At 71.1% G+C, this 23,987-nt stretch carries 25 protein-coding genes; 3 read left to right on the top strand and 22 right to left on the bottom strand.

The genetic code is table 11. The features are described from left to right. Nucleotides 1-2: 2 nt before the first annotated feature. The 3 genes from JRI60_RS14735 to JRI60_RS14745 all read right to left on the bottom strand — a co-directional run bounded on the left by JRI60_RS14735 (nt 3) and on the right by JRI60_RS14745 (nt 3,862). Complete coding sequence (locus JRI60_RS14735; protein ID WP_204226482.1) at nt 3-1,862, bottom strand: OmpA family protein; 1,860 nt, start codon at nt 1,860-1,862, stop codon at nt 3-5. Nucleotides 1,863-2,224: 362 nt separating this feature from the next. Next, nucleotides 2,225-2,932, bottom strand: coding sequence for a translation initiation factor IF-3 (gene infC / locus JRI60_RS14740; protein WP_430384408.1), 708 nt, complete (start codon nt 2,930-2,932; stop codon nt 2,225-2,227). A 285-nt stretch (nt 2,933-3,217) separates the two neighbouring features. Continuing rightward, the gene (locus JRI60_RS14745; protein WP_204226483.1) at nt 3,218-3,862 is read right to left on the bottom strand and encodes a DUF1826 domain-containing protein; all 645 of its coding nucleotides are present in this window, start codon (nt 3,860-3,862) and stop codon (nt 3,218-3,220) included. Nucleotides 3,863-4,052: 190 nt separating this feature from the next. Here JRI60_RS14745 and JRI60_RS14750 point away from each other — a divergent pair, with 190 nt between their 5' ends. The 3 genes from JRI60_RS14750 to tpx all read left to right on the top strand — a co-directional run bounded on the left by JRI60_RS14750 (nt 4,053) and on the right by tpx (nt 6,564). After that, nucleotides 4,053-4,724, top strand: a complete 672-nt coding sequence (locus JRI60_RS14750; protein WP_204226484.1) for a hypothetical protein — start codon at nt 4,053-4,055, stop codon at nt 4,722-4,724. 76 nt (nt 4,725-4,800) lie between these two features. Beyond that, on the top strand, nt 4,801-5,994 hold the full coding sequence (locus JRI60_RS14755) for a cytochrome P450 (protein WP_204226486.1): 1,194 nt from the start codon (nt 4,801-4,803) through the stop codon (nt 5,992-5,994). Between the two features lie 78 nt (nt 5,995-6,072). Beyond that, a complete protein-coding gene (gene tpx, locus JRI60_RS14760; protein ID WP_204226488.1) occupies nt 6,073-6,564 on the top strand; it encodes a thiol peroxidase in 492 nt (163 codons plus the stop codon). 14 nt (nt 6,565-6,578) lie between these two features. On the opposite strand, the gene JRI60_RS14765 is transcribed toward tpx, so the two are convergent. From JRI60_RS14765 to JRI60_RS14855, 19 genes are read right to left on the bottom strand one after another with little or no spacing between them, the layout of a single operon-like run. Beyond that, nucleotides 6,579-7,355, bottom strand: coding sequence for an adenosylcobinamide-GDP ribazoletransferase (locus JRI60_RS14765; RefSeq protein ID WP_204226489.1), 777 nt, complete (start codon nt 7,353-7,355; stop codon nt 6,579-6,581). Continuing rightward, on the bottom strand, nt 7,355-8,404 hold the full coding sequence (gene cobT / locus JRI60_RS14770; RefSeq protein WP_204226491.1) for a nicotinate-nucleotide--dimethylbenzimidazole phosphoribosyltransferase: 1,050 nt from the start codon (nt 8,402-8,404) through the stop codon (nt 7,355-7,357). The genes JRI60_RS14765 and cobT overlap by 1 nt, the downstream gene beginning before the upstream one ends. Nucleotides 8,405-8,421: 17 nt before the next feature. Then, the gene (locus JRI60_RS14775) at nt 8,422-9,900 is read right to left on the bottom strand and encodes a cobyric acid synthase (RefSeq protein ID WP_204226493.1); all 1,479 of its coding nucleotides are present in this window, start codon (nt 9,898-9,900) and stop codon (nt 8,422-8,424) included. Then, on the bottom strand, nt 9,897-10,949 hold the full coding sequence (locus JRI60_RS14780; RefSeq protein ID WP_204226494.1) for a pyridoxal phosphate-dependent aminotransferase: 1,053 nt from the start codon (nt 10,947-10,949) through the stop codon (nt 9,897-9,899). Before JRI60_RS14780 ends, JRI60_RS14775 begins: the two co-directional genes overlap by 4 nt. Beyond that, a complete protein-coding gene (gene cbiB, locus JRI60_RS14785) occupies nt 10,927-11,880 on the bottom strand; it encodes an adenosylcobinamide-phosphate synthase CbiB (RefSeq protein WP_239470530.1) in 954 nt (317 codons plus the stop codon). The genes JRI60_RS14780 and cbiB overlap by 23 nt, the downstream gene beginning before the upstream one ends. Further along, nucleotides 11,877-12,422 carry a bifunctional adenosylcobinamide kinase/adenosylcobinamide-phosphate guanylyltransferase gene (gene cobU, locus JRI60_RS14790; RefSeq protein ID WP_204226495.1) on the bottom strand — a complete coding sequence of 182 codons (546 nt, stop codon included), beginning with the start codon at nt 12,420-12,422 and terminating at the stop codon, nt 11,877-11,879. The genes cbiB and cobU overlap by 4 nt, the downstream gene beginning before the upstream one ends. Then, nucleotides 12,419-13,108, bottom strand: coding sequence for an adenosylcobinamide amidohydrolase (locus JRI60_RS14795; protein ID WP_204226496.1), 690 nt, complete (start codon nt 13,106-13,108; stop codon nt 12,419-12,421). Before JRI60_RS14795 ends, cobU begins: the two co-directional genes overlap by 4 nt. Then, on the bottom strand, nt 13,105-14,496 hold the full coding sequence (locus JRI60_RS14800; protein ID WP_204226497.1) for a cobyrinate a,c-diamide synthase: 1,392 nt from the start codon (nt 14,494-14,496) through the stop codon (nt 13,105-13,107). Before JRI60_RS14800 ends, JRI60_RS14795 begins: the two co-directional genes overlap by 4 nt. Next, nucleotides 14,496-15,026 carry a cob(I)yrinic acid a,c-diamide adenosyltransferase gene (gene cobO / locus JRI60_RS14805; RefSeq protein WP_204226498.1) on the bottom strand — a complete coding sequence of 177 codons (531 nt, stop codon included), beginning with the start codon at nt 15,024-15,026 and terminating at the stop codon, nt 14,496-14,498. The genes JRI60_RS14800 and cobO overlap by 1 nt, the downstream gene beginning before the upstream one ends. Continuing rightward, nucleotides 15,023-16,360 (bottom strand): uroporphyrinogen-III C-methyltransferase, encoded by a 1,338-nt coding sequence (gene cobA, locus JRI60_RS14810; protein WP_204226499.1) that lies wholly within the window; start codon nt 16,358-16,360, stop codon nt 15,023-15,025. The genes cobO and cobA overlap by 4 nt, the downstream gene beginning before the upstream one ends. Next, the gene (gene cobM / locus JRI60_RS14815) at nt 16,350-17,117 is read right to left on the bottom strand and encodes a precorrin-4 C(11)-methyltransferase (protein WP_204226500.1); all 768 of its coding nucleotides are present in this window, start codon (nt 17,115-17,117) and stop codon (nt 16,350-16,352) included. The genes cobA and cobM overlap by 11 nt, the downstream gene beginning before the upstream one ends. A 10-nt stretch (nt 17,118-17,127) precedes the next feature. Next, nucleotides 17,128-17,523 carry a precorrin-3B C(17)-methyltransferase gene (locus JRI60_RS14820; RefSeq protein WP_204226502.1) on the bottom strand — a complete coding sequence of 132 codons (396 nt, stop codon included), beginning with the start codon at nt 17,521-17,523 and terminating at the stop codon, nt 17,128-17,130. A gap of 3 nt (nt 17,524-17,526) precedes the next feature. Next, entirely contained in the window at nt 17,527-18,354 is an 828-nt protein-coding gene (cobJ, locus tag JRI60_RS14825; RefSeq protein ID WP_204226504.1) for a precorrin-3B C(17)-methyltransferase, read from the bottom strand. Then, nucleotides 18,347-19,486 (bottom strand): cobalt-precorrin 5A hydrolase, encoded by a 1,140-nt coding sequence (locus JRI60_RS14830; RefSeq protein WP_204226505.1) that lies wholly within the window; start codon nt 19,484-19,486, stop codon nt 18,347-18,349. The genes cobJ and JRI60_RS14830 overlap by 8 nt, the downstream gene beginning before the upstream one ends. Continuing rightward, nucleotides 19,483-20,247 carry a precorrin-2 C(20)-methyltransferase gene (gene cobI, locus JRI60_RS14835; protein ID WP_204226507.1) on the bottom strand — a complete coding sequence of 255 codons (765 nt, stop codon included), beginning with the start codon at nt 20,245-20,247 and terminating at the stop codon, nt 19,483-19,485. Before cobI ends, JRI60_RS14830 begins: the two co-directional genes overlap by 4 nt. Then, nucleotides 20,244-21,494 carry a precorrin-6y C5,15-methyltransferase (decarboxylating) subunit CbiE gene (gene cbiE, locus JRI60_RS14840; protein WP_204226509.1) on the bottom strand — a complete coding sequence of 417 codons (1,251 nt, stop codon included), beginning with the start codon at nt 21,492-21,494 and terminating at the stop codon, nt 20,244-20,246. Before cbiE ends, cobI begins: the two co-directional genes overlap by 4 nt. Continuing rightward, the gene (locus JRI60_RS14845) at nt 21,491-22,144 is read right to left on the bottom strand and encodes a precorrin-8X methylmutase (protein ID WP_275439266.1); all 654 of its coding nucleotides are present in this window, start codon (nt 22,142-22,144) and stop codon (nt 21,491-21,493) included. The genes cbiE and JRI60_RS14845 overlap by 4 nt, the downstream gene beginning before the upstream one ends. Next, a complete protein-coding gene (locus JRI60_RS14850) occupies nt 22,141-23,250 on the bottom strand; it encodes a cobalt-precorrin-5B (C(1))-methyltransferase (RefSeq protein ID WP_204226511.1) in 1,110 nt (369 codons plus the stop codon). Before JRI60_RS14850 ends, JRI60_RS14845 begins: the two co-directional genes overlap by 4 nt. After that, complete coding sequence (locus JRI60_RS14855; protein WP_204226512.1) at nt 23,247-23,984, bottom strand: FAD-dependent oxidoreductase; 738 nt, start codon at nt 23,982-23,984, stop codon at nt 23,247-23,249. Before JRI60_RS14855 ends, JRI60_RS14850 begins: the two co-directional genes overlap by 4 nt. Between the last annotated feature and the right edge of the window lie 3 nt (nt 23,985-23,987).

Raw genomic sequence — 23,987 nt, forward strand, 5'->3', positions numbered from 1 at the left:
GGCTACTGCTCGCTGTCGGGGTTGACGATGGTGAACGCCACGCGGCGGTTCGCCGCGCGGCCCCTGGAGGTCTTGTTGGGCAGCAGGGGCCGATCGGGCCCGAAACCTCTCGCCTCCAGACGCGAGGGCTCCACGCCCTTCTTCACCAGGTAGTCCCTCACGGACTCCGCCCGCGCCAGCGACAGCTTGCGGTTGACTTCCGGGTTGCCGACGTTGTCGGTGTGGCCCTCGATGACGATCTTGTCGATCTCCGGGTGCTGCTGGATGACCCGGGCGATCTGGTCCAGCATCTTGTAGGAACGGCGCTGGATGATGGCCTTGTTGGTGGCGAAGAACACCGCCTGCTTGATCTCCAGCTTGCCCTTCTGGATGGCCACGAGCTGCTCCTGCTGCGGAGGGCAGCCCTGGTTGGTGACCACGCCCTTCTCCTGGGGGCAGTTGTCCAGGTGGTCCGACACCGTGTCGCCGTCCGTGTCCTTCGGCGCGCAGCCGCGCAGCTCCACCAGTCCGGCCTCCGTCGGGCAGGCGTCACGCTCGTCGACGACACCGTCGCCATCCGTGTCCTTCACCGGGCAGCCCTGACGCGCGGCCGGGCCCGCCTCGCGGGGGCACTTGTCCGCGGTGTCCTCGATGCCATCCCCGTCCCTGTCCTTCACCGGGCAGCCCTGGTCCGCGGCCAGACCCGGCTCCTTGGGGCACTTGTCCGCGGAGTCCGCGACGCCATCCCCGTCCGTGTCCTTCTCCCCGGCGCAGCCCTGGTTCTCGGCCGGACCCGGCTCGCGGGGGCACCGGTCCACCGAGTCGTCCAGGCCGTCGCCATCCGTGTCCTTCACCGGGCAGCCCTTGCGCGAGGCCGGACCCGGCTCGTTGGGGCACGCGTCCTCGCTGTTGGGTACGCCGTCGCCGTCGTCATCGCGCGGCCCGACGTCCGGGGGCTCGGAGCCACCCAGGGCCACGCCGAGCAGCACGCGGAAGGAGGGCGTGCCCGGCGTATCTCCGAAGCCCGGTCCGCCCAGCGCGTAGGCCTCCGCCAGGCTGCCCAACGGCAGCCGGACGCCGGCCAGCAGCTCCAGGGACTTCGGCTGGCGGGTGAGTGGCAGCGTGCCTCGCACGTTGAGCTCTCCGCGCAGCCCGCGGCCCGTGGTGGCGAGCACCGCGCCCAGGTGCACCTCGTTGCCCACCTCGTCCCGGACGGTCTCGTCGTTGATGAGCGTGACGGTGGGCCGGATCATCGCGCCCGCCTCCACACCGGCGCGGATCAGCCCGAAGCGCCGGCCCAGCATCAGCCTGGGCGAGAACCGGAAGGTGCTGTCCCGGGAGATCGTCTCCTCACTGCCCACGGGAAGCCCCACGCCCAGGTCGACGGCCAGGTCCAACGGCGCATCGCGCCGCTGCGAGAGCAGCCCCACCCGCACGTTCACCGAGGGCGTGGACAGGCCCGTCCGGGCGGGCGACGAGATGCCCTGGGCGGTCAGGTCGTCTCCCCGCTGCCAGACCACCAGGGGCACCTGGAGTCCCAGCTCCAGCCACCGCAGCGGAGCCCAGGCCAGCAGCAGGTGCGCCATGGCCCGGTCCCCCACCACGGAGCCCACCGGGGTCTCGTCCGCGTACAGCACCAGGGGGTCCTTCTCGTAGTGCCCCAGCAGCGAGAGGCGGAACCCTCCCGGTTCCATCAGCTCGCCGGTGCCCATCACCAGCGAGCCCCTCCCGTTGGGGTTCAACTCCAGTCGTTCCAGCTCGAACCGCGGCAGGCTCGTGGTGGATTGGGCGAGCGCGGTCGAGGCGAGCAACAGGGTGGCGAGGGCGGACAGACGCACGTACTCCGCTGAACGCAGCGGCGGGCGCGGCTTCGTGTAGCTCATGGGGTCTCCGGCAGGGAAGCTGGGTCACCCGTGCATTCGGGGCGCCGCGATTCCGGCATCCCAGCGCTGGTCTCTCTCGTCTTCCCTGTCATTCGATCAATCCGCACACTCCTACCCCCACTGTCTCGCCGGAGCAATGAAACGTTGCTGGAAGACGATGGGTGAACGTCCCGAGCATCCACCCGCGGACCGTCAGTCGCGGAGGGGCGATCCGTTCATATCGGATTTGTGAAGGACCCTGAGCGAAGCCTCGGGCTCGCCTGGAGCCCTGACTTCTCTCTTTCCCGTTTATCGAGGAATCTTCAGCGGCCGAGGTACGCCACACGCGGTGGAGCGGGTCCACCGCGTGCGAGCGTCTTCACTCAAGGCGCCGCGCTGTGCGCGTCCTGCTGCATGTCGGCCTCGGGGGCGCTCTCGGCGGGCTCCTCGGACTTGGGGGCGCTCGGGGCGCGCTTCGCGCTCAACGCGGCCTGGCGTGCCAGCTCGCGGGCCCGCTGGGCGACCTTGGGCGTGGGAGCGAGGATCATGAACATCAGACGCCCTTCCATGCGGGGCGCCTGTTCGATCACCGCCACTTCCTTCAGGTCCTTCGCCACGTCATCCAGGATGGCGGTGCCCTGCTCCCGGTGCGTGATCTCCCTGCCGCGGAACTGGATGACGACCTTCGCCTTGTTCCCTTCCTCCAGGAACCGGCGCATGTTGCGGACCTTGAACTCGTAGTCGTGCTCCTCCGTCTTCGGCCGGAGCTTCACTTCCTTGAGCTCGACCTTGAGCTGCGCACGCTTCGATTCCGAGGCCTTCTTCTTTTCCTCGTACTTGAACTTGCCGTAGTCCATCAGCTTGCAGACCGGCGGACTGGCCATGGGGCTGATCTCGACGAGGTCGAGTCCCTCGCTTCGGGCCCGCTCCAGGGCGGCCTCGAGGGGCATGACTCCGAGCTGCGAGCCATCGGCTCCCACGACGCGGACCTCGCGAGCGCGGATACGGCGGTTGGTTCTCTGGTCGCGGCTACCGCCGCGGCTGCTTCTCTGGTCGCGTATGATGTGACTTTCCTCCGAAATGGGTTTCAGGTCTGTCCCCTCAAATGTGGGACAGGCCCCGCCGGGATGACAGGGGACCCGGTACGGCTGTGAGGCAGTCCGCTCTTCTCTCGTCCCACGCCTGGCAAGGAGGCCTCCAGCCGTAGGAGTGTCTCCCAGCGCCTGCTCGCCCGGTAGGAAGGGGAGCCGATGATGTGCTCTCCCCGACCCTGAACAGGCAGGGAGGAGATGATAGCACCCGGCCCGTGCTCACGCCGAGGAACCTCGTGGCCAGAGTGCTGAATGATACAGCTGGTCCTGCCTGCCCGCCTGCCCTCAGAGGAGATCCACGGACAGGAGCAACCGGCGTTCGGAGCCGGGCGGTGAGCGGTGGATCGTGCCATACCCCTCGTTGTCGGGCCAGGTCTCGCCCTTGAGCAGCCCCACGGCGAAAGGGGCGAGGTGCCGCGTTACCGCGCCCGGCCATGCGATGTCGTCCGTTCCCCCGCTGCCCTCCACGGGAGCGCCCAGCCGCGCCCGCCGTGCGTCGCGCTCCTCGAGGTACTCGGTTCCCGGGCCCGCGTAGGTGCACAACAGCCGCACGCCCACCCGGTCCACATGGAAGCGGGGACACATGGGCGCATCGAACGTGCCCAGCCGCAGCCCCACGCGTTCCGCCCCGAAGAGGTCCGCGTACAGCTCCACCAGTCCGGCCAGCTCCTGCTGGAAGCGTGAGCGGCCCGGCGACTCGGGCAGTGGCGTCAGCAGACCTCCCAGCGCCGGGTCTCCCACGTGCGCCTGTCTCACCTCGAGGAAGTCGTGGGTGGCGCAGACCTCTCGCAGCCAGTGCGCGAGCGCCTCGTCCACGGGGCGCTCCCAGACGCAGAGATTGACGTGCTTCTCGAAGATGGCGACCAGGTCGGCCGCTTCACTCACGGTGACGCAGGACTCCAGGGTGGGGCGGGGGGCGGACAGAGGCATGGGGGTAGCTCCGGCAAAAGGGGTCATTCCGCGGGTACGGAGGGCAGGGGAATTAATGCAACTGTGTTGCGTAAGGATGGCCGCCCGGGGTATTAGATGCAATATGGTTGCAAGTGGAGGGGGAGGACACCATCGCAACCGGGTTGCATTGGATGGGCGGGGCATGAAGCCCGGGAGAAGGAGGCACACGGTGGCGCGAATCGTCTGGATGGGAGTCGGAGGGGTGGCGCTGGCGCTCCTCGTGTCGCCGTGGTTGAGCCAGCCCTCGTCGCAGCCCGCGGCCGAGCCGCCCCTGGAGCGGCCGGCTCCGAGCGCCGAGCTCGTGCCGCTCGCGTCCGTCCTCCCCGGGCCCGCCCGTCCGCCGGTGGAGGCCCCCGCCGTGCCGCCCGGTCCGTCCGCCGCACCCGTCTCCGAGCCCGGGGTTGGCGCGGCTCCCAGGCCCTGGCGCCGGTCCACCCAGGCGCGCCGGAAGCTGCCGGAACAGCGCCAGCGGATCGTGGATGCGCTCCGCGCCGACTACGCCAACCCGCGGGAGCGTCGCGACGCCGTCCTCGCCGCGTTCCAATCCTCCGGAGACAGCCAGTCCCCTTGGACGGAGCAGGCCCGTGAGGCGCTCGTCTCCTGGCGCACCACCATCGAGGCGGAGGTGCTGCCCGTGCGTGCCGAGCCTCCCCGCTGTTTCACCGCCGGCTGTGTGAGCCGCGTCACCTTCCCGGACGCGGCCTCCTACGAGGAGGCGCGGCAACGCGTGCCCGGCCTGATGCTCACCGGCGTGGGCCCTCGTCTTCAGTTGCCGCCCGAGTACCTGCCCTCGGGCGAGGTCGTCGTGTCCTGGGCCGTGCTGCCGCCCGAGAACCCGTGAGTGCCGCGCCACCGCATCCCCGTCTCTTCAAGCCTCGCCGAGCCGTGGCGTAGGATGCGGGACGGAGGTGTGCACCTTGAGTGGACGCGTCAATCTGCTGGCTCCCGAGTTCCTGGCCAACCCCTATCCCGTCTTCGCCCAGATGCGGCGCGACACCCCGGTGTGTCAGGTGGAGCCGGGCGGGCTGTGGGCCGTCACCCGCTACGCGGATGTCGTGAGCGTGCTCAAGGACCCCCAACTCTTCTCCTCCGCGGGGCTCGCGCACTCCATGGAACCGCCCTGGCTGGGATACAACCCGCTGGCTCGCTCCCTGCTGGTGATGGACCCGCCCCGGCACGGACGGTCCAGGTCGCTCGTCAGCCGCGCCTTCACCCCCACTGCCATCGCCAGGCTCGAGCCCTTCCTCCGTGCCACCGCCGAGAGGCTCGTCGACGAGATGTTGGAGCGCCAGGAGGTGGACTTCATGCGGGCACTGGCTCTTCCCCTGCCCGCGGCCGCCATCGGTCACCTGCTGGGGCTGGATACTTCGATCCATTCGCACTTGAAGGTCTGGTCCGACCATCTCGCCATCATCAGCGCCATCTCCACGGCGGATCACGAGCGGCAGCAGCAGGTCCAGCGCTCCATCCAGGAGATGGAGGGCTACCTGAAGGAGGTCGTGGAGCAACGCCGCCGTCAGCCCGGCAACGACCTGGTGAGCGCACTGCTCGAGGCCCGGGTGGAGGGCGAGGCGCTCTCGGACGCGGAGCTGATGAACTTCCTCTTCGCGCTCCTGGCGGCGGGCCTGGAGACGACCACCAACCTGCTGGGCAACGTGGCCCTCCTCCTGGCGGATCGCCCCGAGCTGCTGGAGCGTCTGCGAGCCGAGCCGGGCCTGTTCGCCTCCTTCGTCGAGGAGGTGCTGCGCTACGAGTCTCCGGCCCAATCCACCTTCCGACTGACGACGGCGGAAGCGGAGCTGGGCGGCGTGAAGCTGCCCGCGCATTCCGTGCTCGTCCTGCTGCTGAACTCGGCCTGCCGGGACGAGCAGTACGTCCCCGACGCGGAGAGCTTCGTGCTCGGACGCCAGGACCTGGTCAACATCCCCTTCGGGCACGGCATCCATTTCTGCCTGGGGGCGCCCCTGGCCCGGTTGGAGGCACGTGTGGCGCTGGAGGCGCTGCTGCCGCGCATCCGGAGTATGTCACGCGGGCCAGAGGCGCCGCAGTGGCAGAGGTCCATCCAGGTTCGTGCACTCGTGCAACTGCCCGTGCGGGTGATTCCGGCCTGACACCGGAACCACGTTTCCCTGGTGCTCGCCCCACGGGGCCATTACGACGGGGCCCTTCACCTCCAAGGAGACGTTTCCATGGCCAAGATCACCCTGAAGGGCAACCCGATCCAGACCGAGGGCAACCTGCCCGCCGTGGGCAGCACGGCGCCGGATGTCACGCTCACGGGCCTGGACCTCACCGACAAGAAGCTCTCGTCCATCCCCGGCAAGCGCGTGCTCAACATCTTCCCCAGCGTCGACACCGGCGTCTGCGCGACGTCGGTGCGCACGTTCAACAAGCGCGCGACCGAGAAGCCCAACGTCACCGTGCTCAACATCTCGATGGACCTGCCGTTCGCGCTCAAGCGCTTCTGCGGCGCCGAGGGCATCGAGAAGGCGCTGAGCTTCTCTGGTTTCCGTGGCGACTTCGGCAAGCAGTTCGGCGTGACCATCAAGGAGGGCGGCCTGGCGGGCCTCTATTCGCGCGCGGTCGTCGTGCTCGATGAGAGCGGCAAGATCCTCTACACCGAGCAGGTGCCGGAGATCGGCCAGGAGCCCAACTACGACGCGGCCCTCGCGAAGCTGTAGGCGCGGGGCAGCGCTCAGGCCCCTTCGCCACGAGCCAGTGCCAGGACGAGCAGGAGGGCGCATTCGCCTACCTGCTGCGTGGCCCCGAGGAAGTCTCCGGTGATGCCTCCTGCCCGCACGTGGAAGCGCCAACCGCAGACGAGCGCGGTGAGGCCAGCGGCGGCCAGGAGTGCCCACGCGGTGGTCGCCTCCAGCCAGCCGTTCCAGAGGAACGCCCCCGTCAGCAGGACGGGACAGACCGTGGCCAGCATCGCCTGGGCTCCGGTGATGCGTGCCACGGTCCGGCTGCGCGAGGTCGCCTCGCTCGTCACGTAGGGGAGGGCCATCATCAGCCAGATGGGCGGTGTCCTCGCCAAGCACCCGGTGAGCACGAGGGCCAGGGGTGCGAGCGTCTGGAGTCGCGCCAGCAGGGCGATGCGCAGCACCAGCACGACGATCAGCGCCGACGCGCCGAAGGAGCCGATGCGGCTGTCCTTGAGAATCTCGAAGAGGCGCGTGCGCTCGTAGGCTCCCCCGAGCGCATCGGCGGTATCCGCCAGGCCGTCCTCGTGGAAGGCCCCCGTGAGGAGCATCCCCACCCCCACCACCAGCGCCGCGGCGGCCAGGGGTCCCGCGCGCTCGACGGCCATCCACATCAGCGCCAGCAGCCCACCGAGGCAGGTGCCCACGAGGGGAAACCACCCCGAGGCCCACTGCCAGTCGGCCGGGTCGTAGGGAAAACCCCCGACGGGAATGCGGGTGTAGAAGGCGAAGGCCGCGCGGGCTCCCCGAAGCACGGGAGGAAATCGCATCAGCCCCGCCCCTTGTCCGGTACGCCTGCTTCCTCGAAGGTGGCCATGTTCGCGTGAAGCGCGCACGCGGCGTCCACCAGGGGCAGCGCCGTCAGCGCGCCACTGCCCTCTCCAAGCCGCAATCCCAGGTCGAGCAGGGGCCGCGCGCCCAGTGCTTCCAGCACGTGCCGGTGGCCCGCTTCGGCCGAGCGGTGGGCGAACACCATCCACTCCCGCGCGCCCGGCGCCATCCGCTCCAGGGCCAGCATGGCCACCGAGACGATGAAGCCGTCCACCAGGATGGCCTTGCGCCGCTCGATGGCTCGCCCCGCCGCCCCCACCAGGGCCGCGAGCTCCCTTCCTCCGGCGGACTGGAGGGCTCGCTCGGGGCCCGCGCCCTCGAGCCGCCGTACCGCATCGCCCACCACCTCCACCTTGCGCGCCAGGCCCGCGTCGTCCACGCCCGTGCCCCGGCCCACCATCTCCTCCGCCTTCCGCCCGAGCAGGAGCGCCGCCACCGCCGCCGCCGCCGTGGTGTTGCCGATGCCCATCTCTCCCAGCACCACCAGCCGCACCTCGTCCGGGAGCGCGTCCACCTCCGTGGCCCCCGCCGCCAGCGCGCGCCGGAAGGTGGCCTCGCTCATCGCATCCTCCACCCGCAGGTCTCCCCCGGGCTCGTCCGCCACCGGATCGCGCCGGAAGCAGATGCCTTCACCGGAAGGTAGCGCGGGCGGCCGCATCACCCCAACGTCCACCACGCGCAGCGGCACTCCCAGTTGCCGGCACAGGACGCTGGACGCCGCGCCTCCCCGCAGGAAGTTCTCCACCATGGCCGCCGTGACGGCCGAGGGGTAGGGCGAGACGCCGTGACGGGTGACGGCATGGTCGGCGGCGAAGAGGAGCGCCGCCGCCGGCCGGCTCCGGGGCAGCGGTGTGCCTTGCAGGGCGGCCAGCTTCACCGCCACCTCCTCCAACATCCCCAGGCTTCCCGCGGGCTTGGTGAGGCGGGACTGCCTGTCCCTCGCGCTCCGTGCCGCCGCCTGGTCCAGTTCCGGAATCCGAGCACTCATCCCGTTCTCCTGTCCGCTCATAGCCCCGCCATCCGATCCAGGTAGCCGAGGTCCAGTGCGCTCGCGAAGTGGTCGGCGAGCACCTCGTACGGGTCGGCCCGTGGCGCCCCCGCCGTCACGCCGAGTTCCGACAGCAACGCCCGCCGCACCGCCTCGTTCTCGAAGAGGCCGTGCACGAGGGTGCCGGCCACCCTCCCGTCAGCCGCCACGCAGCCCTCGGCCAGCTGGCAGGATTCGTTCCCTCGCCGCATCCACGTGCCGAAGGGCCGCGCGCCCGGCGCCACCGTCACCCGGCCACAATGGATTTCGTAGCCCCGCACCTCGGCCCCTCCGGCGGTGCGCATCCCCGGCAGTCCCTCCCCGAGCCGCAGCGACACCGGCGAGGTGACCTTCTCCTTCTCGAAGCGCGTCACCACCGGCAGCAGGCCCAGCCCCGCCACGTCCGGCTCCGGCGACTCCACCCCCAGCGGGTCGAGGATGCGCTCGCCCATCATCTGATAGCCGCCGCAGATGCCCAGCACCGGCTGGCCCGCGTGCACTCGCTGCACCAGCGCCCCCGCCAGCCCGGTGCGCCGCAGCCAGGCCAGGTCGTTCGCCGTGCACTTCGTTCCCGGGACGATGACGAGCCGCGCTCCCTCCAACTCCTCGGGCCGCTCGCACCAGCGCACCTCGACTCCCGGCTCGCGCATCAGGGGCTCGAATTCATCGAAGTTGGACAGGCGCGGCAGCTTCACGATGCACACCAGTGCCCCGCCATTCGCCTCTCCGGGCCGCAGGTCCAGCGAGTCCTCACTGGCGATGCCCGTGTCTCCCAGGTGCGGGATGACCCCCGCCACGCGGATGCCACACCGCTGCTCGAGGAAGCTCACCCCTCCCTGGAAGAGGGTGGGGTCTCCCCGGAACTTGTTCACCACCAGGGCCCGTACCCTCTCCCGCTCGGAGGGCTCCAGCAGCTCCAGCGTGCCCACCAGCGCCGCCATCGCTCCGCCCCGCTCGATGTCCGTCACCAGCACCACCGGGGCGTCGGCGCGCTCGGCCACCCACATGTTCACGATGTCGCGGTCCTTGAGGTTCACCTCCGCCGGGCTGCCCGCTCCCTCGATGATGACCAGCTCATGGCGCTCGCGCAGGGTGTCCAATGCCTGGCCCACCACCTCGCGCAGCTCGGGCTTGCGCCGGTGGTAGTCACGGAAGTGCATGCTCCCCAGCACCCGGCCCATCACCACCACCTGCGAGCCGGACGTCGTCTCCGGTTTGAGGAGGATGGGGTTCATCTCCGCGCACGGCACCGCTCGTGCCGCCTCGGCCTGGGCATACTGCGCCCGGCCAATCTCCGCTCCATCCGGCGTCACCGCGGAGTTGAGGGCCATGTTCTGCGACTTGAAGGGCGCCACCTTGAACCCCCGCCGCGCGTAGATGCGGCAGAGGGCCGTCACCAGCAGGCTCTTGCCCACGCTGGAAGCGGTGCCTTGGACCATCAGGGTACGGGCCTTCATTCGAGCGTCTCCCGGACGCGCCTCCAGGCGGCGCGCAGAAGGGGATGGTCCGCCTCGGGTCTCACCCCAACGCGGATGTGCTGGGGAAGTCCGAGGCTGGTGCAGTCGCGCACCCGGATGCCAGCGTGGACGGCGGCGGTGGCGAAGGTGCGCGCCTCGGGCACCCGGCACAGCAGGAACGTGCCCCCGGTGGCGTCCACCCGGGCACCGGCCTCGGTGAGGGTCTCCTCCTGCGCCTCGCGCAGCCGGGTCACCTCCGTCCTCACCGCGTCCACCTGCCCGAGGCACTCGAGCGCCACCCGTCCCGCCGCCAGCGCCGGAGCCGACACGTTCCAGGGCGGGAGCGCCGCTCGTACCGCGCGCACCAATCGCGGATCTCCGAGGAGATAGCCGAGCCGCAACCCCGGTAGGGCGAACACCTTGGTGAGCGAGCGCAGCACGACGACATTGCCTTCCGGGTGCACGGAGGGCACTGCCTCGAAGAGGGGCTGGTAGGCCTCGTCCACCACCACCAGTGTCTCGGGCGCGGCGGCCGCGGCGGCCCAGATCGCCTCCATCGGGAAGACGGAGAGGCAGGGATTGCTCGGCCGGCAGATGAAGAGGAGGGACGGCCTCTGACGGTGGAGCGTGGCGAGCAGCTCCTCGGGGCTCCACTCGAAGGGAGGCTCCTTCGCGGCCAATGCTTCCACCGTGGCGCCGCTGGCGCGTACCGCCTGTGCGTACTCCGCGAAGGCCGGGGTGAGCACCAGCGCGCTACGCCCCGGGCCCGCGAAGGCGCGGGCCAGGGCCCAGATGATCTCCACCGAGCCATTGCCCACCACCACCCCGTCGAGTGGCACCCCATGCAGCGCGGAGAGGCGCTCCCGCAGGGGCAGGGCCGTGGGGTGGGGGTAGCGCCGCACGTCGGCGGCACGGAAGGCTTCGAGCACCGCCTCCGGCGGAGGCAGCGGGGAGACTCCCGTGCTGAAGTCCACGCACCCGGGCGCCGCGTCCCCTCCGTGCGGAGTGGGCTCCAGGTGCTCCAGCTCAGGGCGAGGCGAGGGCAACACGGAACCCCTCCCCGCCGACATAGGCGGCCGTCAACGCCGCGGCCAGGAGCGAGGCCGCCACCATGAGGAAGACCGCCCGGCGGATGTCCTCCGCTCCCGGCTGGCGTCCTCCGGTGCCCAGCCGGTAGTGCCCCACCTTCTCCAGCTCCACCCCCAGTCCGCCGGCCACCGCGGCCATGGGACGGCCAGCGTTGGGGCTCTCGGTGGCGGCCCCATCGCGCCACCAGGAGAGCACCGCCCGGGCCGGAGAGGCACCACACAGCGCGCAGGCCAGCACGAGGAGCGCGGCGGACAGGCGCGCCGGCACCAGGTTGAGGACATCGTCCAGCCGGGCGGCGGCCTTGCCCAGCCACTCCAGCTCTCCGCGGTATCCAATCATCGCGTCCAGGGTGTTGGCCGCACGGTAGGCGAGGGCACCCGGTACTCCCGCCACCGCGTAGAAGAGGAGGGGTGCCACCACCGAGTCCGAGGTGTTCTCCGCGACGGACTCCACCGCCGCAGCCGCCAGCAATGGAGGCTCGAGGTCCGAGGTGTCGCGCGACACGAGGCTGCGCAAGGCCAGCCGCGCCGCGGGTGCATCCTCCTGGTGCAGGGCGCGGAAGACGGCCAGACCCGCCTCGGCCAGGGCCCGCACCGCGAAGGCGCTCTTGAGGAGGTACACCTCAAGTGCCAACTGCACGAGGGGCCAAGGGGAGACGAAGCGGAGCAGCGCCCAGCTTCCGAGTCCGAAGACGAGGGGCCCGGCCAACGCCATTCCCAGCCCGTGGAGGAAGGCGGGAAGGGGCGCACGGGGCGCCAGCTTGCGCAAGCGCCGCTGCAGGCGTCCCATCCACACCACGGGGTGCACCGCCGTGGGGGGCTCGCCCCAGGCGAGGTCCACCACGAGCGCGGCCCCCAGCACCACGGCCGCGTGCGTTCCACCGTCCATCATCTGGCTGTCCCCACCACCAGGTTCCCCGGCTTCAGCCGCAGCAGCAGCCCGAGCGCGCCGAAGTACACCTCGTCCGCCGCGGCCGCCAGCCGCTGGTGGGCTCCACCACTCACGTCGCGGAAGGTGCGTCCCAGCGGCGTCTCGGGGACGAGGCCCATGCCCACCTCGTTCGTCACCAGGATGGTGGTGGCCCCTCTCCGCCGCAGCACTCCCACCAGCCGATCCACCTCGCGCAGGATGGCCTCCGGCTCATCCCCTCGAAGCAGCAGGTTGGACAGCCACAGCGTCACGCAGTCCACCACCGCCACGTCCGCCGTGTCCTCTTCCAGGACCTCGCACAGGCGGCGCGGCTCCTCCACCGTGTCGAAACGGTCCGACCTCTCCTCGCGGTGGCGCCGCGCGCGCTCGCGCATCTCGTCGTCGAAGGGCTCGGAGGTGGCGATGAAGGTGCGCCGCTTTCCCACCGTCTGCGCCAGCTCGATGGCGAAGCGGCTCTTTCCACAGCGCACGCCTCCGCCCACCAGGATGATTCTTCCGCTCACCGGAGACCTCGCTCTTCCAACCAACGGCGTACGCCGCGCGCCGTGGCCTCTCGCACCGCGCCACCCAGCAGGCCGCCGAACCGGGTGTGCTTGCCTACGTACGTCTCGCCTCCGGGCCCTTCCGGAGCCGCCACCACGATGCAGTCGGTGCCCGTCCCGGTCGCCACCCGCAGCGAACGGCGGCTGGGCACGCGTGCCTCCATGAGGGCCGCCGTCCGAGCCTCGGCCGCCAGCGCCACCGCCTCCACCAGCGCTCCCTCCGAGAGGGGACGGGACAGCTGACACAGCAGGTTGATGGTGCCCACGCGCCGCAGCGGCCCGGGCTCGTCTCCGGCCGCCAGCGCGTTGCCCAGCCCCACGGTGGCCACGCAGCGCGCCGAGAGCCCGCCGGACGTGAGACGCACGTCATCGAAGGTGGACACGTCTCGCGAGGTGAGCAGGCCCACCGTCTCCTCCGGCGACTCCTCCCCGAGGCTGGCCGCGAGGAGTGCCACCGGGTCCACTCCCGGGACGAGCTCGTCATCGCGCACCTGCCGCCACACCACCGCCCGCGCGCGCCGGCGGCCCCCGTTGATGACGGCCCAGGAGAGCACCGCGTGGGGACGGGCGAAGCGCACCACCAGCAGCCGCCCACCTCCCTCCATCGAGGGCGCCTCCACCTCCGGCGCGGTGAGGGCGGCCGTCATGACCGCTGCTCCTTGAAGGCGCGCGCGGAAGCCACGAGTCCCTCGGCGACCAGGGGATTGGAGGCCCAGTGGGCGTGGACGTAGGAGGCCAGCACGTTGGGTGGGCCGAAGCCCTCGCCATGGGTGGTGCCACCGCGCCGCTTGCGGATGCGCAGGGCGCCACCCTGGGCGGGGACTCCCTCCAGCGTGGAGTAGCGGAACTGGTGCCCGCGGAAGCGCAGCCCCGCTCCGCCCAGCACCGTACGCACCGTCGTCTCTACCTCCACGTAGCCGAGCGCCTGGAGCTTGGGGGCCATCACCGCCACGCCGGGCACCAGCCCGACCATGGGGAAGTCCTGGCCGTCGAGGGTGCGCACGGCCTGGGCGAGGTACATCATCCCGCCGCACTCGGCGTAGATGGGGCCGCCGCGAGCGGAGAAGTCGGTGATGGCGCGCCGTAGGGACTGGTTGTCCGCCAGCTGCCGCGCGTGGAGCTCCGGGTAGCCTCCCCCAAGGTAGAGGGCATGCACGTCCGGCGGCAGGGCCGTGTCCGAGAGCGGAGAGAAAGGCACGCACTGCGCGCCGAGCCGCTCGAGCCGCCGCAGGTTGTCCGCGTAATAGAAGTGGAAGGCGGCATCCTGGGCCACCGCGATGCGGCAGGTGACGGGGGCCTCGGAGAGCTGCTCGTCCGGTGCCTCCGGCAGGGCAGGGGCCTCGCGTGCGAGCCGCAGGAAGGTGGCCGCGTCGTTCCACTCGGAGAGGAGCGCGCCCCAGGCGTCGAGGCGCTGCGTGGGGATGCTGTCCTCGGAGGCGGTGAGGAGGCCCAGGTGGCGCCCGGGGAAGGCGAGTGCCTCCTGCTCGGGGAGCCCGCCCACCACGGGCACCGCCGTGCCGAGCGCCGCGCGCTGGAGCAGCTCCAGGTGGTTGCGGCTGCCCACGCGGTTGGCGAAGAGGCCCGCCACCTTCAGCGCCGGGTCGAAGGCCGCCAGCCCGGTGCCGATGGCGGCGATGGTGCGCGCCATGCCCGAGGCGTCCACCACCGCGAGCACGGGCGCCGCGAGCCACTTCGCCACCTGTGCCGCCGAGCCCTCCTCCGAGTCCGGCGAGGCCCCGTCATAGAGCCCCATCACGCCCTCGATGAGGGCCACGTCACAGCCCTGGCTGGCGTGGCGGAAGGTGGAGACGACGGCATCGCGGCCCATCAGCCAGCCGTCGAGGTTGTGGCACGGCGCCCGGGTGGTGCGCGCGTGGTAGCTCGGGTCGAGGTAGTCCGGGCCGCACTTGAAGGTGGCCACCTTCAGACCGCGCGCCTGGAGTGCCCGGGTGAGGGCCACCATGACGGTCGTCTTGCCCACGCCGCTGGCGGTGCCCGCCACCACCAGCCGGGGGATGAGGGGAGTGGCGTCCATCAGAAGTCGAGCCCCACCTGGGCGGGAATGCCCTTCTCGAAGGGATGGCGCACGCACCGCATCTCGGTGACGAGCTCCGCGGCGGCCAGCAGGGGCTCCGGGGCGGAGCGGCCGGTGACGATGACGTGCACGTGGGGAGGACGCGCCGCCAGGGCCTCCAGTACCTCCTCCATGGGGACGAAGCCGTAGTTGATGACGTACGTCAGCTCATCGAGCACCACCACCTCGTGCTCGCCGCTCGTCATCAGGCGCCGGGCCTCGGCCCAGGCCTCCTGGGCCGCCCTCTTGTCCCGGGACAGGTCCTCGCTCTCCCAGGTGAAGCCCCGGCCCATGGTGAGGAAGACGAGCCCGGGCAGGGTCTCCGCGTAGGTGCGCTCACCCGTCTTCCACTTGCCCTTGATGAACTGCACCACCGCGGGCTTCATGCCCCGGCCGAGCGCGCGGAACACCACCCCGAGCGCCGCGGTGGTCTTCCCCTTGCCATCTCCCGTGTAGACGACCAGCAGGCCCTTCGGCTGCTTCGCGCTCATGTTCCACTCCCGCGTGCGTGTCGTTCAAACCAGGCGAGGCGCTCGCGCAGCCGCACCACCTCGCCCACCACCACCAGTGCCGGCGGTCCCAGCGCGTTGCGCTCCCGCACCTGGGCGGCGAGCGTCTCCAGGGTCCCCACCACCACCAGCTGCTCGGGCGTGGTGGCCGAGGCGATATAGGCGGCCGGCGTCTGGGGAGCGCGCCCGCACTCCACCAGCCGGGCCAGGTTGGCCTCCAGCTTCCGGGTGGCCATGAAGAGCACCAGCGTGCCTCCGGCCGCGCCGAGCTTCTCCCAGCAGGTGTGGCTCCGGGGCCCCTCGATGTCATGCCCGGTGACGAAGGAGACGTCGGAGGCGTGCTCCCGGTGCGTGAGCGGGATGCCAGCGTAGGCGGCGGCCCCGAGCGCGGCGGAGACGCCTGGAACCACCTCGTAGGGAATCCCCGCCTCGAGCAGCTCCTCCGCCTCCTCGCCGCCCCGGCCGAAGATGAACGGGTCTCCCTGCTTCAACCGCACCACGTGCCGCCCGGCACGGGCCCGCTCGAGCACCGCCGGGTGCAGCCGGTAGCCGGCCTGGGTGGCGCCCTGGTTGCGGTGGCCCACGAGGATGCGCTCCGCCCGGGGGCCGATCTCCGCGAGCACCGCCGGGGGGATGAGGGCGTCGTAGGCCACGACCTCCGCCTCTTGCAGCAGCGCCTTCGCGCGCACGGTGAGCAGCCCCGGGTCTCCGGGCCCCGCTCCGACCAGGGACACGAAGCCGCCCCGGCGCTCGTCTTTGGGGTACCCGAGGCGCTCCTGGCAGAAGCGCACCCGGTCCTCCAGCGTGGTGAGGGCGTCCGGGACGAAGTGCAACCGCTCGGCGGGGACGGAGCGGCGCAGGAGCGATTCGAGCACGAGCTGGTAGCGCAGCTCGTCCACCGCGCTGTCTCCCCGGACACCGTCCCGCTCGTAGGGGAGGACACCCCAGGGGAGGACGAAGACGGCATCATAGTTCCGCACCGCGGCGGCCGAGTCCTCGAGCAGCTCCGGGACGAGCTCCGCGCACCTGTGCTGGAGCGCATAGGCGGCGAAGTCCGAGGCGCAGTTGTCCGCGATGAAGCCCTCGCGCCGCTCCTCCTCGCGCAGCCGGCGCACGGCCCACAGCTCCCGGAGTGCCTTCGCACGCTCGGGGATGGGCAGCTGCTCCAGGCGCTTCCCGGTGCGCATGACGTGCTCCCGGGTCTCCTCGGGGACGAGGGGCAGCCCGAGGCGGCTTCCCAGTGCGTGCACCAGCGTCGTCTTTCCCACGCCGGCCGAGCCGGTGATGGCGATGCGCGGCGGCCGGTCAGCGTGCATCGTCCGTCCCCCTTCGGAAGCGGTGGGTGAAGGAGGGGTCGTACAGGCGCGAGTTGGCGAAGTCCTTCGCCTCCAGCACCTCGCCCACGAGGATCATCGCGGTCGCGTTGATGCGCTCGGCGCGCACCTTGTCACCGATGTCCGCGAGGGTTCCGCGCACGATCTTCTGGTCCGGCCAGGTGGCCTTCTGCACCACCGCGACCGGGCAGTCCGGTCCATAGGAGGGCAGCAGCCGCTCCACGACGTCGCGGATGAGGCCCGCGCTGAGGAAGAGCGCCAGGGTGGCACGGTGGCGCGCCAGGTCCTCCAGCTTCTCCCCTTCCGGCATGAGGGTGCGGCCCTCGGCGCGGCTGATGATGACCGTCTGCGACAGCTCCGGCAGCGTCAGCTCCTTGCCCAGCACCGCGGCCGCGGCGGTGAACGAGGAGACGCCCGGGATGATCTCATAGGGGATGCCGAGCTCCTCCAACCTGCGGAGCTGCTCCGCGGTGGAGCCGAAGATGGACGGGTCTCCCGTGTGGACGCGCGCCACGTCCTGGTCCGCCGCCTGAGCCTCCTTGAAGACGTCGATGATCTGATCGAGCGTCATCGACGAGGAATCGAGCACCCGGGCCTCTGGACGGGCCCGCGCGATGACGGCCTTCGGCACGAGCGAGCCGGTATAGAGGACCACGGGGCACTGCTCGACGAGCTCGGCCCCGCGCAGGGTGATGAGCTTCGGATCTCCGGGTCCGGCACCGATGATGTAGACCTTCATTGTCTTCTCCTCAGGAGCAGCGCAGCACCGCTTCGCGGACCAGGTCCCAGACGTGTCCGGGCATCTGCGCCAGCCAGCGCGCGTCCGTCTCCGGCTTCGCCTCGTGCTCGGTGACGAGCCGCCACAGCCGCTCCGACACCGAGCCGTTGCGGCGGATGACCAGGCGCTCGGAGAGCAGCCGCGCCAGGGCCTCGCCCTCGAGTTCCATCACCAACAACGGTCGAGCCACCTCCACCGTGCGCACCGGGGAGAGGCGCACATAGGGCAGCTCCACCCCTGGCAGCTGGGGAGGCGGCTCGAAGCCCGCCGCCGCCCAGTTACACGGCTCCTTGAGGTCTCCCACCAGGAAGAACTCCCCTTCGGTGGAGGCAAGCAGCGCTCCGGCCAGACGTCCCACGAAGGCCATGGCTCAGACCTCCTCCCCGCGCAGCACGAGGGAGCGGCCCGGCTGCTGTCCCGGCAGCACGTCTCCCTCCAGGGTGTACTTCCGTGTGTAGCCTCGTGGCGTGACCATGTAGCCCTCGAAGAGGAAGGTGTGCGAGTTGCCCACGATGACGGTGGTGAGCATGCCGATCTCGTAGTCCAGGAAGTGGTCCAGGTCGGTCATGACGATCTTCTCCGCCTCGCGGTAGGCGCCCTTCACGAGCGCCACCGGGGTGGTGCCCTCGCGGTAGCGGCGGATGATGGAGTGGGCCTCGACGATCTGCCGGGTGCGCCGCCCGCTCGCGGGGTTGTAGAGCGAGATGACGAAGTCGGCCGATGCGGCCGCCTCGATGCGCTTCGCGATGACGGGCCAGGGCGTGAGCAGGTCCGACAGGGAGATGGTGCAGCTGTCGTGGACCAGCGGGGCTCCCACGCGCGAGGCGCAGGAGTTGGCCGCGGTGATGCCGGGGATGAGCTGAAGGGTCGGGGGCTGCCCGCGCGTCCAGCCCAGGTCGCGCAGCACCTCGAAGACGAGCCCCGCCATGCCATAGACGCCGGCATCCCCGGAGGAGATGAGCGCCACGTTGGCACCGGCCCGAGCGCGCTCCACCGCCGAGCGGGCCCGGCCGATCTCCTCCGTCATGCCCGTCTGCACGACTTCCTTGCCCTCGAGCAGGTGGCGCACGAGCTTCACGTAGGTGCGGTAGCCCACCACCACCTGCGCGGCGCGAATGGCCTCCAGGGCGGCGGGCGTGGCATGGGCTCCATCACCGGGCCCGATACCGACGACGGACAGGACTCCTCCGCTAGACATGGACGAGCTCCTTTCGAGGCGAATGAGGAATGCGCGCGGCGGCGAACGTCATGGAACGTCCGGCGCCGGGCTCGGTGTAGATCTGCTTGCGGACGAGCAGCTCGGTGGCCCCGGAGGCGAGCAGCGCCGCTGGCTCCGCGACCCCCCGGGTGCCCACGTGCCGCTTCACCGTTTCGGAGGGAGTGGGGACGGGCACCGCGTCCAGCTCCGCGGCTGGATACGTCTGGAGCGCCCAGCCATGCTTCTGGCACAGCGCCAGCAGTGCCGGCTCGTCCGCCTTCAGGTCCACGGTGGCCACCGCCTTCACGGAGGCGGGTGACAGCAGGGCCTGTGCGAGCAGTTGGGCCACGCCCCGCTCGACCAGCTCCTCCGGGGTGCCCCGGTCGCAGCCGATCCCCAGCACCAGGCTGCGGGGCCGGTAGATGACGGCCTTCTCCCAGTGGGCGCGGTGGGTCTCGCGGAGGTCCCGGTCGGTGGCGATGAGGAGCATCTCCCACGCCCCCGGGTCCACTCCGTCGAGGCTCCGCGTGTACCGCACGCCGGGAGGCAGCGGCTTGTCCTCGGGCCACCAGGAGGGCTCGCCCGCTTCCTGGACGAAGAGCACCGGGGTCTCGTTCACCACGGCGGCACAGCCGCGCGTGACGTTGCGCTCCAGGTCATCCAGCCTCCAGCCCAGCTCGCGCCCGAGGATGTCCACCGTGAGGGTGCCCCGCACATCCGAGGCGGTGGTGACCACCGGGGTGGAGCCGAGCACTCCGGCGACCCGCTCGGTGAAGGCATTGCCCCGGCCCACGTGCCCCGACAGCACGCAGATGGAGAAGCGGGCGGCGTCGTCGACGCACACCACGGCCGGGTCCACCTTCTTGTCCTCGAGGAGCGGGGCGATCATCCGCACCACCGCCCCCACGCTGATGATGAAGACGTGGCAGTCGTAGGCGGTGAAGGTGCGCGACAGGGTGGGCCCCATGGGCAGCGGCATGGGCAGGGCGCCCGCGGGGGCGCGGGCCATGAGCTTCTCGGAGACGTAGAGCTCCGCGCCGGGCAGCCCCGCGAGGAGCCGCTCGGCGATGGCCAGCCCGTGCAGGGTGATGGCGTAGACGGCGAAGGGCTTGCGAGCCGCGGGGAGACTCACCGGGCCACCTCCGCCGTCTGGGCGAAACGGCCAGCGAGCACGCCACTGCGATCCTTCTTCGCCACCACCACCATGGAGAAGTAGTCGCACTTGTCGTTGCGGATGCTGCGCAGGTCGCGCACCACCTTCTCCTGGCCCGTGGACGCGCGCGACACGTAGACGGCGCGCTCCAGCAGGCCCTCGCGCTCGAGCGCCTCCACCACCTGCGGCATGACGGAGCTCACCTTCATCAGCAGCACGGTGTCGAAGTCGCGCAGCACGCGGGCGAGGTCCTCCACGCCGTAGGTGGCGGGCAGGACGGCGATGCGCTCCTGTCCGTCGGCCACCGGCACCTGCACCGACGCGGGCACGGCGGTGATGGAGGAGACCGCGGGCACCACCTCGGTGCGCGCCCCGGGGAAGCGGTGGGGAGCCTCCGACAGGAGGTAGATGAAGGTGCTGTAGATGAGCGGATCTCCCTCCGTGATGAAGGCCACCCGCTTGCCCGCCGCCAGGCGCGGGGCCAGCTGCGCGTACGCCTCTTCCCAGGCGGGCCGCAGCCGCTCCGGATCCTTGGTCATCGGGAAGGTGAGGAAGAGGCGCTCCTGCCCGGGCACCTCGCCCACGTTGTCCTTGGCGATGCGCCAGGCGAACGACTCGTCATAGGCCGAGCGCCGGGGAATCGCGATGACGTCCGCCGTCCGGAGCGTGTTCACCGCCCGGAGCGTCATCAGGTCGGGAGCGCCGGGTCCCACGCCTACGCCAATCAACACGCCACTCATGACTCGTCTCCCTTTGCCGCAGCCGGCCGGGTGGCCGCGAAGATGTGGATGGGGTTCTGCGCCTCGTACCGGAGGTAGTGCGCGAGCGGCTCGCCGCGAGACACGTTGAGCAGCGTCACCTCCGGCGTCGCTCCGTGCGCCCGGAAGGCCGCGTAGGCCTCGGCCACGTTGTCCAGGGTGATGGCGTTGACCACCAGCCGGCCGCCCTCGCGCAGGCGCGCGAACGCCACGTCGATGATGTCGCGCATGCTGCCCTTGCTGCCGCCGACGAAGACGGCGTCCGGCGTCTCCAGTCCCTCGAGGGCCTCCGGGGCGCGCCCCGCGATGACGCGCAGGTTGTCCACGCCGTGGGCGAGCGCGTTCTCCCGGCACAGGGCCACGCCCTCCGGGTCCACCTCGATGGCATGGACGCGTCCCCTCGGGGCGAGCAGCGCCGCCTCGATGCCCACCGAGCCCGAGCCCGCGCCGATGTCCCAGACCACGCTGTCGGGACGGATCTCCAATTGGGCCAGCGACAGCAGGCGCACCTCGCGCTTGGTGATGAGGCCCTTCTTGGGCATGCGCTTGGCGAAGGCGTCCTCGTGGAGGAAGGACAGGCGCGGCGGTGGACGCCAGCTCGGATCCGTCCTCAGGAGCACGATGACGTTGAGGGGCCCGATGTCCGTGCACTCCGCGAGCGCCTCCAGGGAGAAGCAGCGGACCCGCTCCCCCGGGTTGCCGAGGCTCTCGCACACCCAGGCCGTGAAGCCGCGCTCGCCGTACTCCAGGAGGTGGCGCGCCAGCACCGGGGGCGTGTTCTCACCATCGGTGAGCAGGGCCACCTTGGCGAGGGGACGCAGCCGCGTGCACAGCCCCTCGCGCGAGCGGCCGTGCACGGAGATGACCTCCGCGTCGTCCCAGGACACGCCGATGCGGCCGAAGGCCCACTGCACGGAGGAGGGGTGGGGGATGAACTCGACGTGCTCGGCGCCCACCTTGTTGGCCACCTGCGCGCCGATGCCGAAGAAGAGCGGATCTCCCGAGGCGAGAACGCACACCTGATTCTCCTGGGCGAGCTCGGCCACGCGCTCCAGCGTGGGACCGATGCCCCCGCTGAACGAGAGGCGCTCCCCGGAGAACTGGGGGAAGAACTCCAGGTGGCGCTTGCCGCCGACCAGCACCCGGGCCTGCGCCACCGCGTTGGCCGCGCGCGCCGACAGGCCCAGACAGCCGTCATCCCCGATGCCCACCACCACCACCGGCTTCATGTCCGCTCCCCGTCGGCGCTGAGCATCAGCAGCGCGTGGATGATGGACACGGCGATGGTGCTTCCCCCCTTGCGCCCCCGCACCACGATGTACGGCACCGGCAGCTCGAGCACGGCCTCCTTCGACTCCACCGCCGACACGAAGCCCACCGGCACGCCCACCACCAGCGCCGGGCGAGCCCCTTCCTCCTTCACCAGCCGGGCCACCTCCAGGAGCGCGGTGGGCGCGTTGCCCACCGCCACGATGGCCCCGTTCAGCAGCCCCAGCCGGTGCGCCTTGCGGATGGACTCGATGGCGCGGGTGGAGCCCGCCTCGCGGGCCGCGGCGATGACGTCCGCGTCCGAGATGAAGCAGTGCGTCCGGCAGCCATAGGCGGCGAGCCGCTCCTCGTTGAGCCCGGCGAGGATCATCTTCACGTCGGCCAGGACGGGGCTGCCGGCGCGCAGGGCGGCGATGCCCGCGGAGATGGCATCGGGAGAGAAGCGGGCCAGCTCCTTGAACTCGAAGTCCGCGGTGGCGTGGATGACGCGCCGGACCACCTGCCACTCGCCCGGGCCGTAGGAATGCGGACCGGCCTCGCTGTCGATGATGGAAAAGCTCTCGTCTTCGATGCGACGCCCGAGCGTCGTCATCTGCCGCATGTCGTTCATGCCGCGTTTCTCCTCTCGTCCGGGTACTGCCCGAGCAGGGTTCCGTTGAAGTCGACCAGGGTGGCGCGGACCTCGAGCGGCCCCCCCGCGTGGCGGGTGCACTGCTCGACGACGCGCTGACACACCAGGCCGGTGATGTGGGTGAGACCGTTGGCGGCGCACAGCTCGAGCACGTGGCGCGCGGTGTTGGCGGTCCGGATGTCGGCCACCAGCGTCTCCGGCGCACCCGCCTCGGCGGCCAGGCTGGCCAGCAGCTCCATGTTCACCTCGGAGCCGGCCGCATGCGTCTGCATGCGCCCATCGGCCATCTTGGACAGCTTGCCCATCATCCCCACCACGTGGACGCGGGCCGCCTGCTTCCTGGCCGCGTGGCGGATGGCCACGCCGATGAAGTCGCCCACCTGGATGAAGCACTCCTCCGCGAGGTGGGGCAGGAGGCCCATCGCGTACTTCTCCGACTTGCCTCCGGTGGTGAAGGCGAGCTCGGTGTGACCGCGCGCCCGGGCCACGTCGATGGCCTGCACCACGCTCGCCTTGTAGGCGGCGGTGGAGTAGGGCCGGACGATGCCGCTGGTCCCCAGGATGGAGATGCCGCCGAGGATGCCCAGGCGCGCGTTGAGCGTCTGAAGGGCCATCTCCTCTCCTCGGGGGACATGAATGGTGACGATGGCGCCCCGGCCCTCGGGCAGCTCCTCCAGCACCATCTCGGTGATGTTGCGGCGCGGCACCGGGTTGATGGCCGGGCTGCCCACTTCCAGTCCCAGTCCGTCCTTGGTGACGATCCCCACTCCCTCGCCCCGCTCGAGCACCACCCGGCCGTCGTCCGTCAGCCGCACCTCGGCGATCAGCTCGGCGCCGTGCGTGCAGTCCGGATCATCCCCGGCGTCCTTGATGATGCCGCAGCGGGCCTTCTCCCCGTCCCATTCGCAGCGGTGCAGTTCGAACGTCACCTGCTGCCGGTTGGGCAGCGTCGTCTCCACGTGCGTGAGACGCTCGCCGCGCACCAGCACGCGCGTGGCGGCCTTGGCGGCCGCGGCGGCACAGGCCCCGGTGGTGAAGCCGGTGCGCGTGCCACGCTTGTCACGGGCGGGAGGCGCTTCGCTCATGCCGCCGCCTTCCGGGCCGGGTTGTTGAAGAAGGACTCCAGCCGGATGGCACCCGCATCCAGTCCGGCCTCCACCAGGGACTGCCGCAGCGGGTGCAACACCGCCCCATCCCCGGCGAGGTAGACGCGCTCGGGCGCATGGGCCCGCGCGGCCTCCAGGGCCAGGGCCACGGCTGGCGCGGTGCGCTCCGGATGTCCCGGCGGCGGACAGTCGTGGTGCTGGAAGCGGCACCCCAGCGCCTCCACCTCCTCGCGGACCCGGTCGGCGGACAGGAACACCGTGGGCGACTCGGAGAACCACAGCAGCCGCGTGCGCGTCCGCTGCGGGGCGAAGGCGCGGCCGTGCACCAGTCCCAGCGCGGCGGTGATGCCACTGTCGGTGGCCACCACCAACGTGCTCCGGGGCGTGGCGTCGTCCGGGAGGAAGCTGCCCCAGGGCCCGCTGAACGGCAGCTCCGCGCCCACCGGTGCCTCGTGCAGCATGGCCGAGCCGGGCCCCTGGGCCAGCCGGTAGACACAGATGCTGAAGGTGCGCTGGTCCTCGTCGCTCGACACCACCGAGTAGGCGCGCTTGTGCGCCTTGCCATCGGCGCGCGGCACGCCGGTGTTGAAGATGAGGTACTGGCCGCCGGTGAAGCCGAGCTCCTCCTCGCCCTGCACCTGCAACTGGAGGAGCCGCCCGCGCTCGCCGACGGGCACGGTGGAGAGGATGCGCGCGGTGCGGGAGACGGCCATGGC

This window comes from Archangium violaceum, assembly GCF_016887565.1.
Taxonomy (GTDB): domain Bacteria; phylum Myxococcota; class Myxococcia; order Myxococcales; family Myxococcaceae; genus Archangium; species Archangium violaceum_B.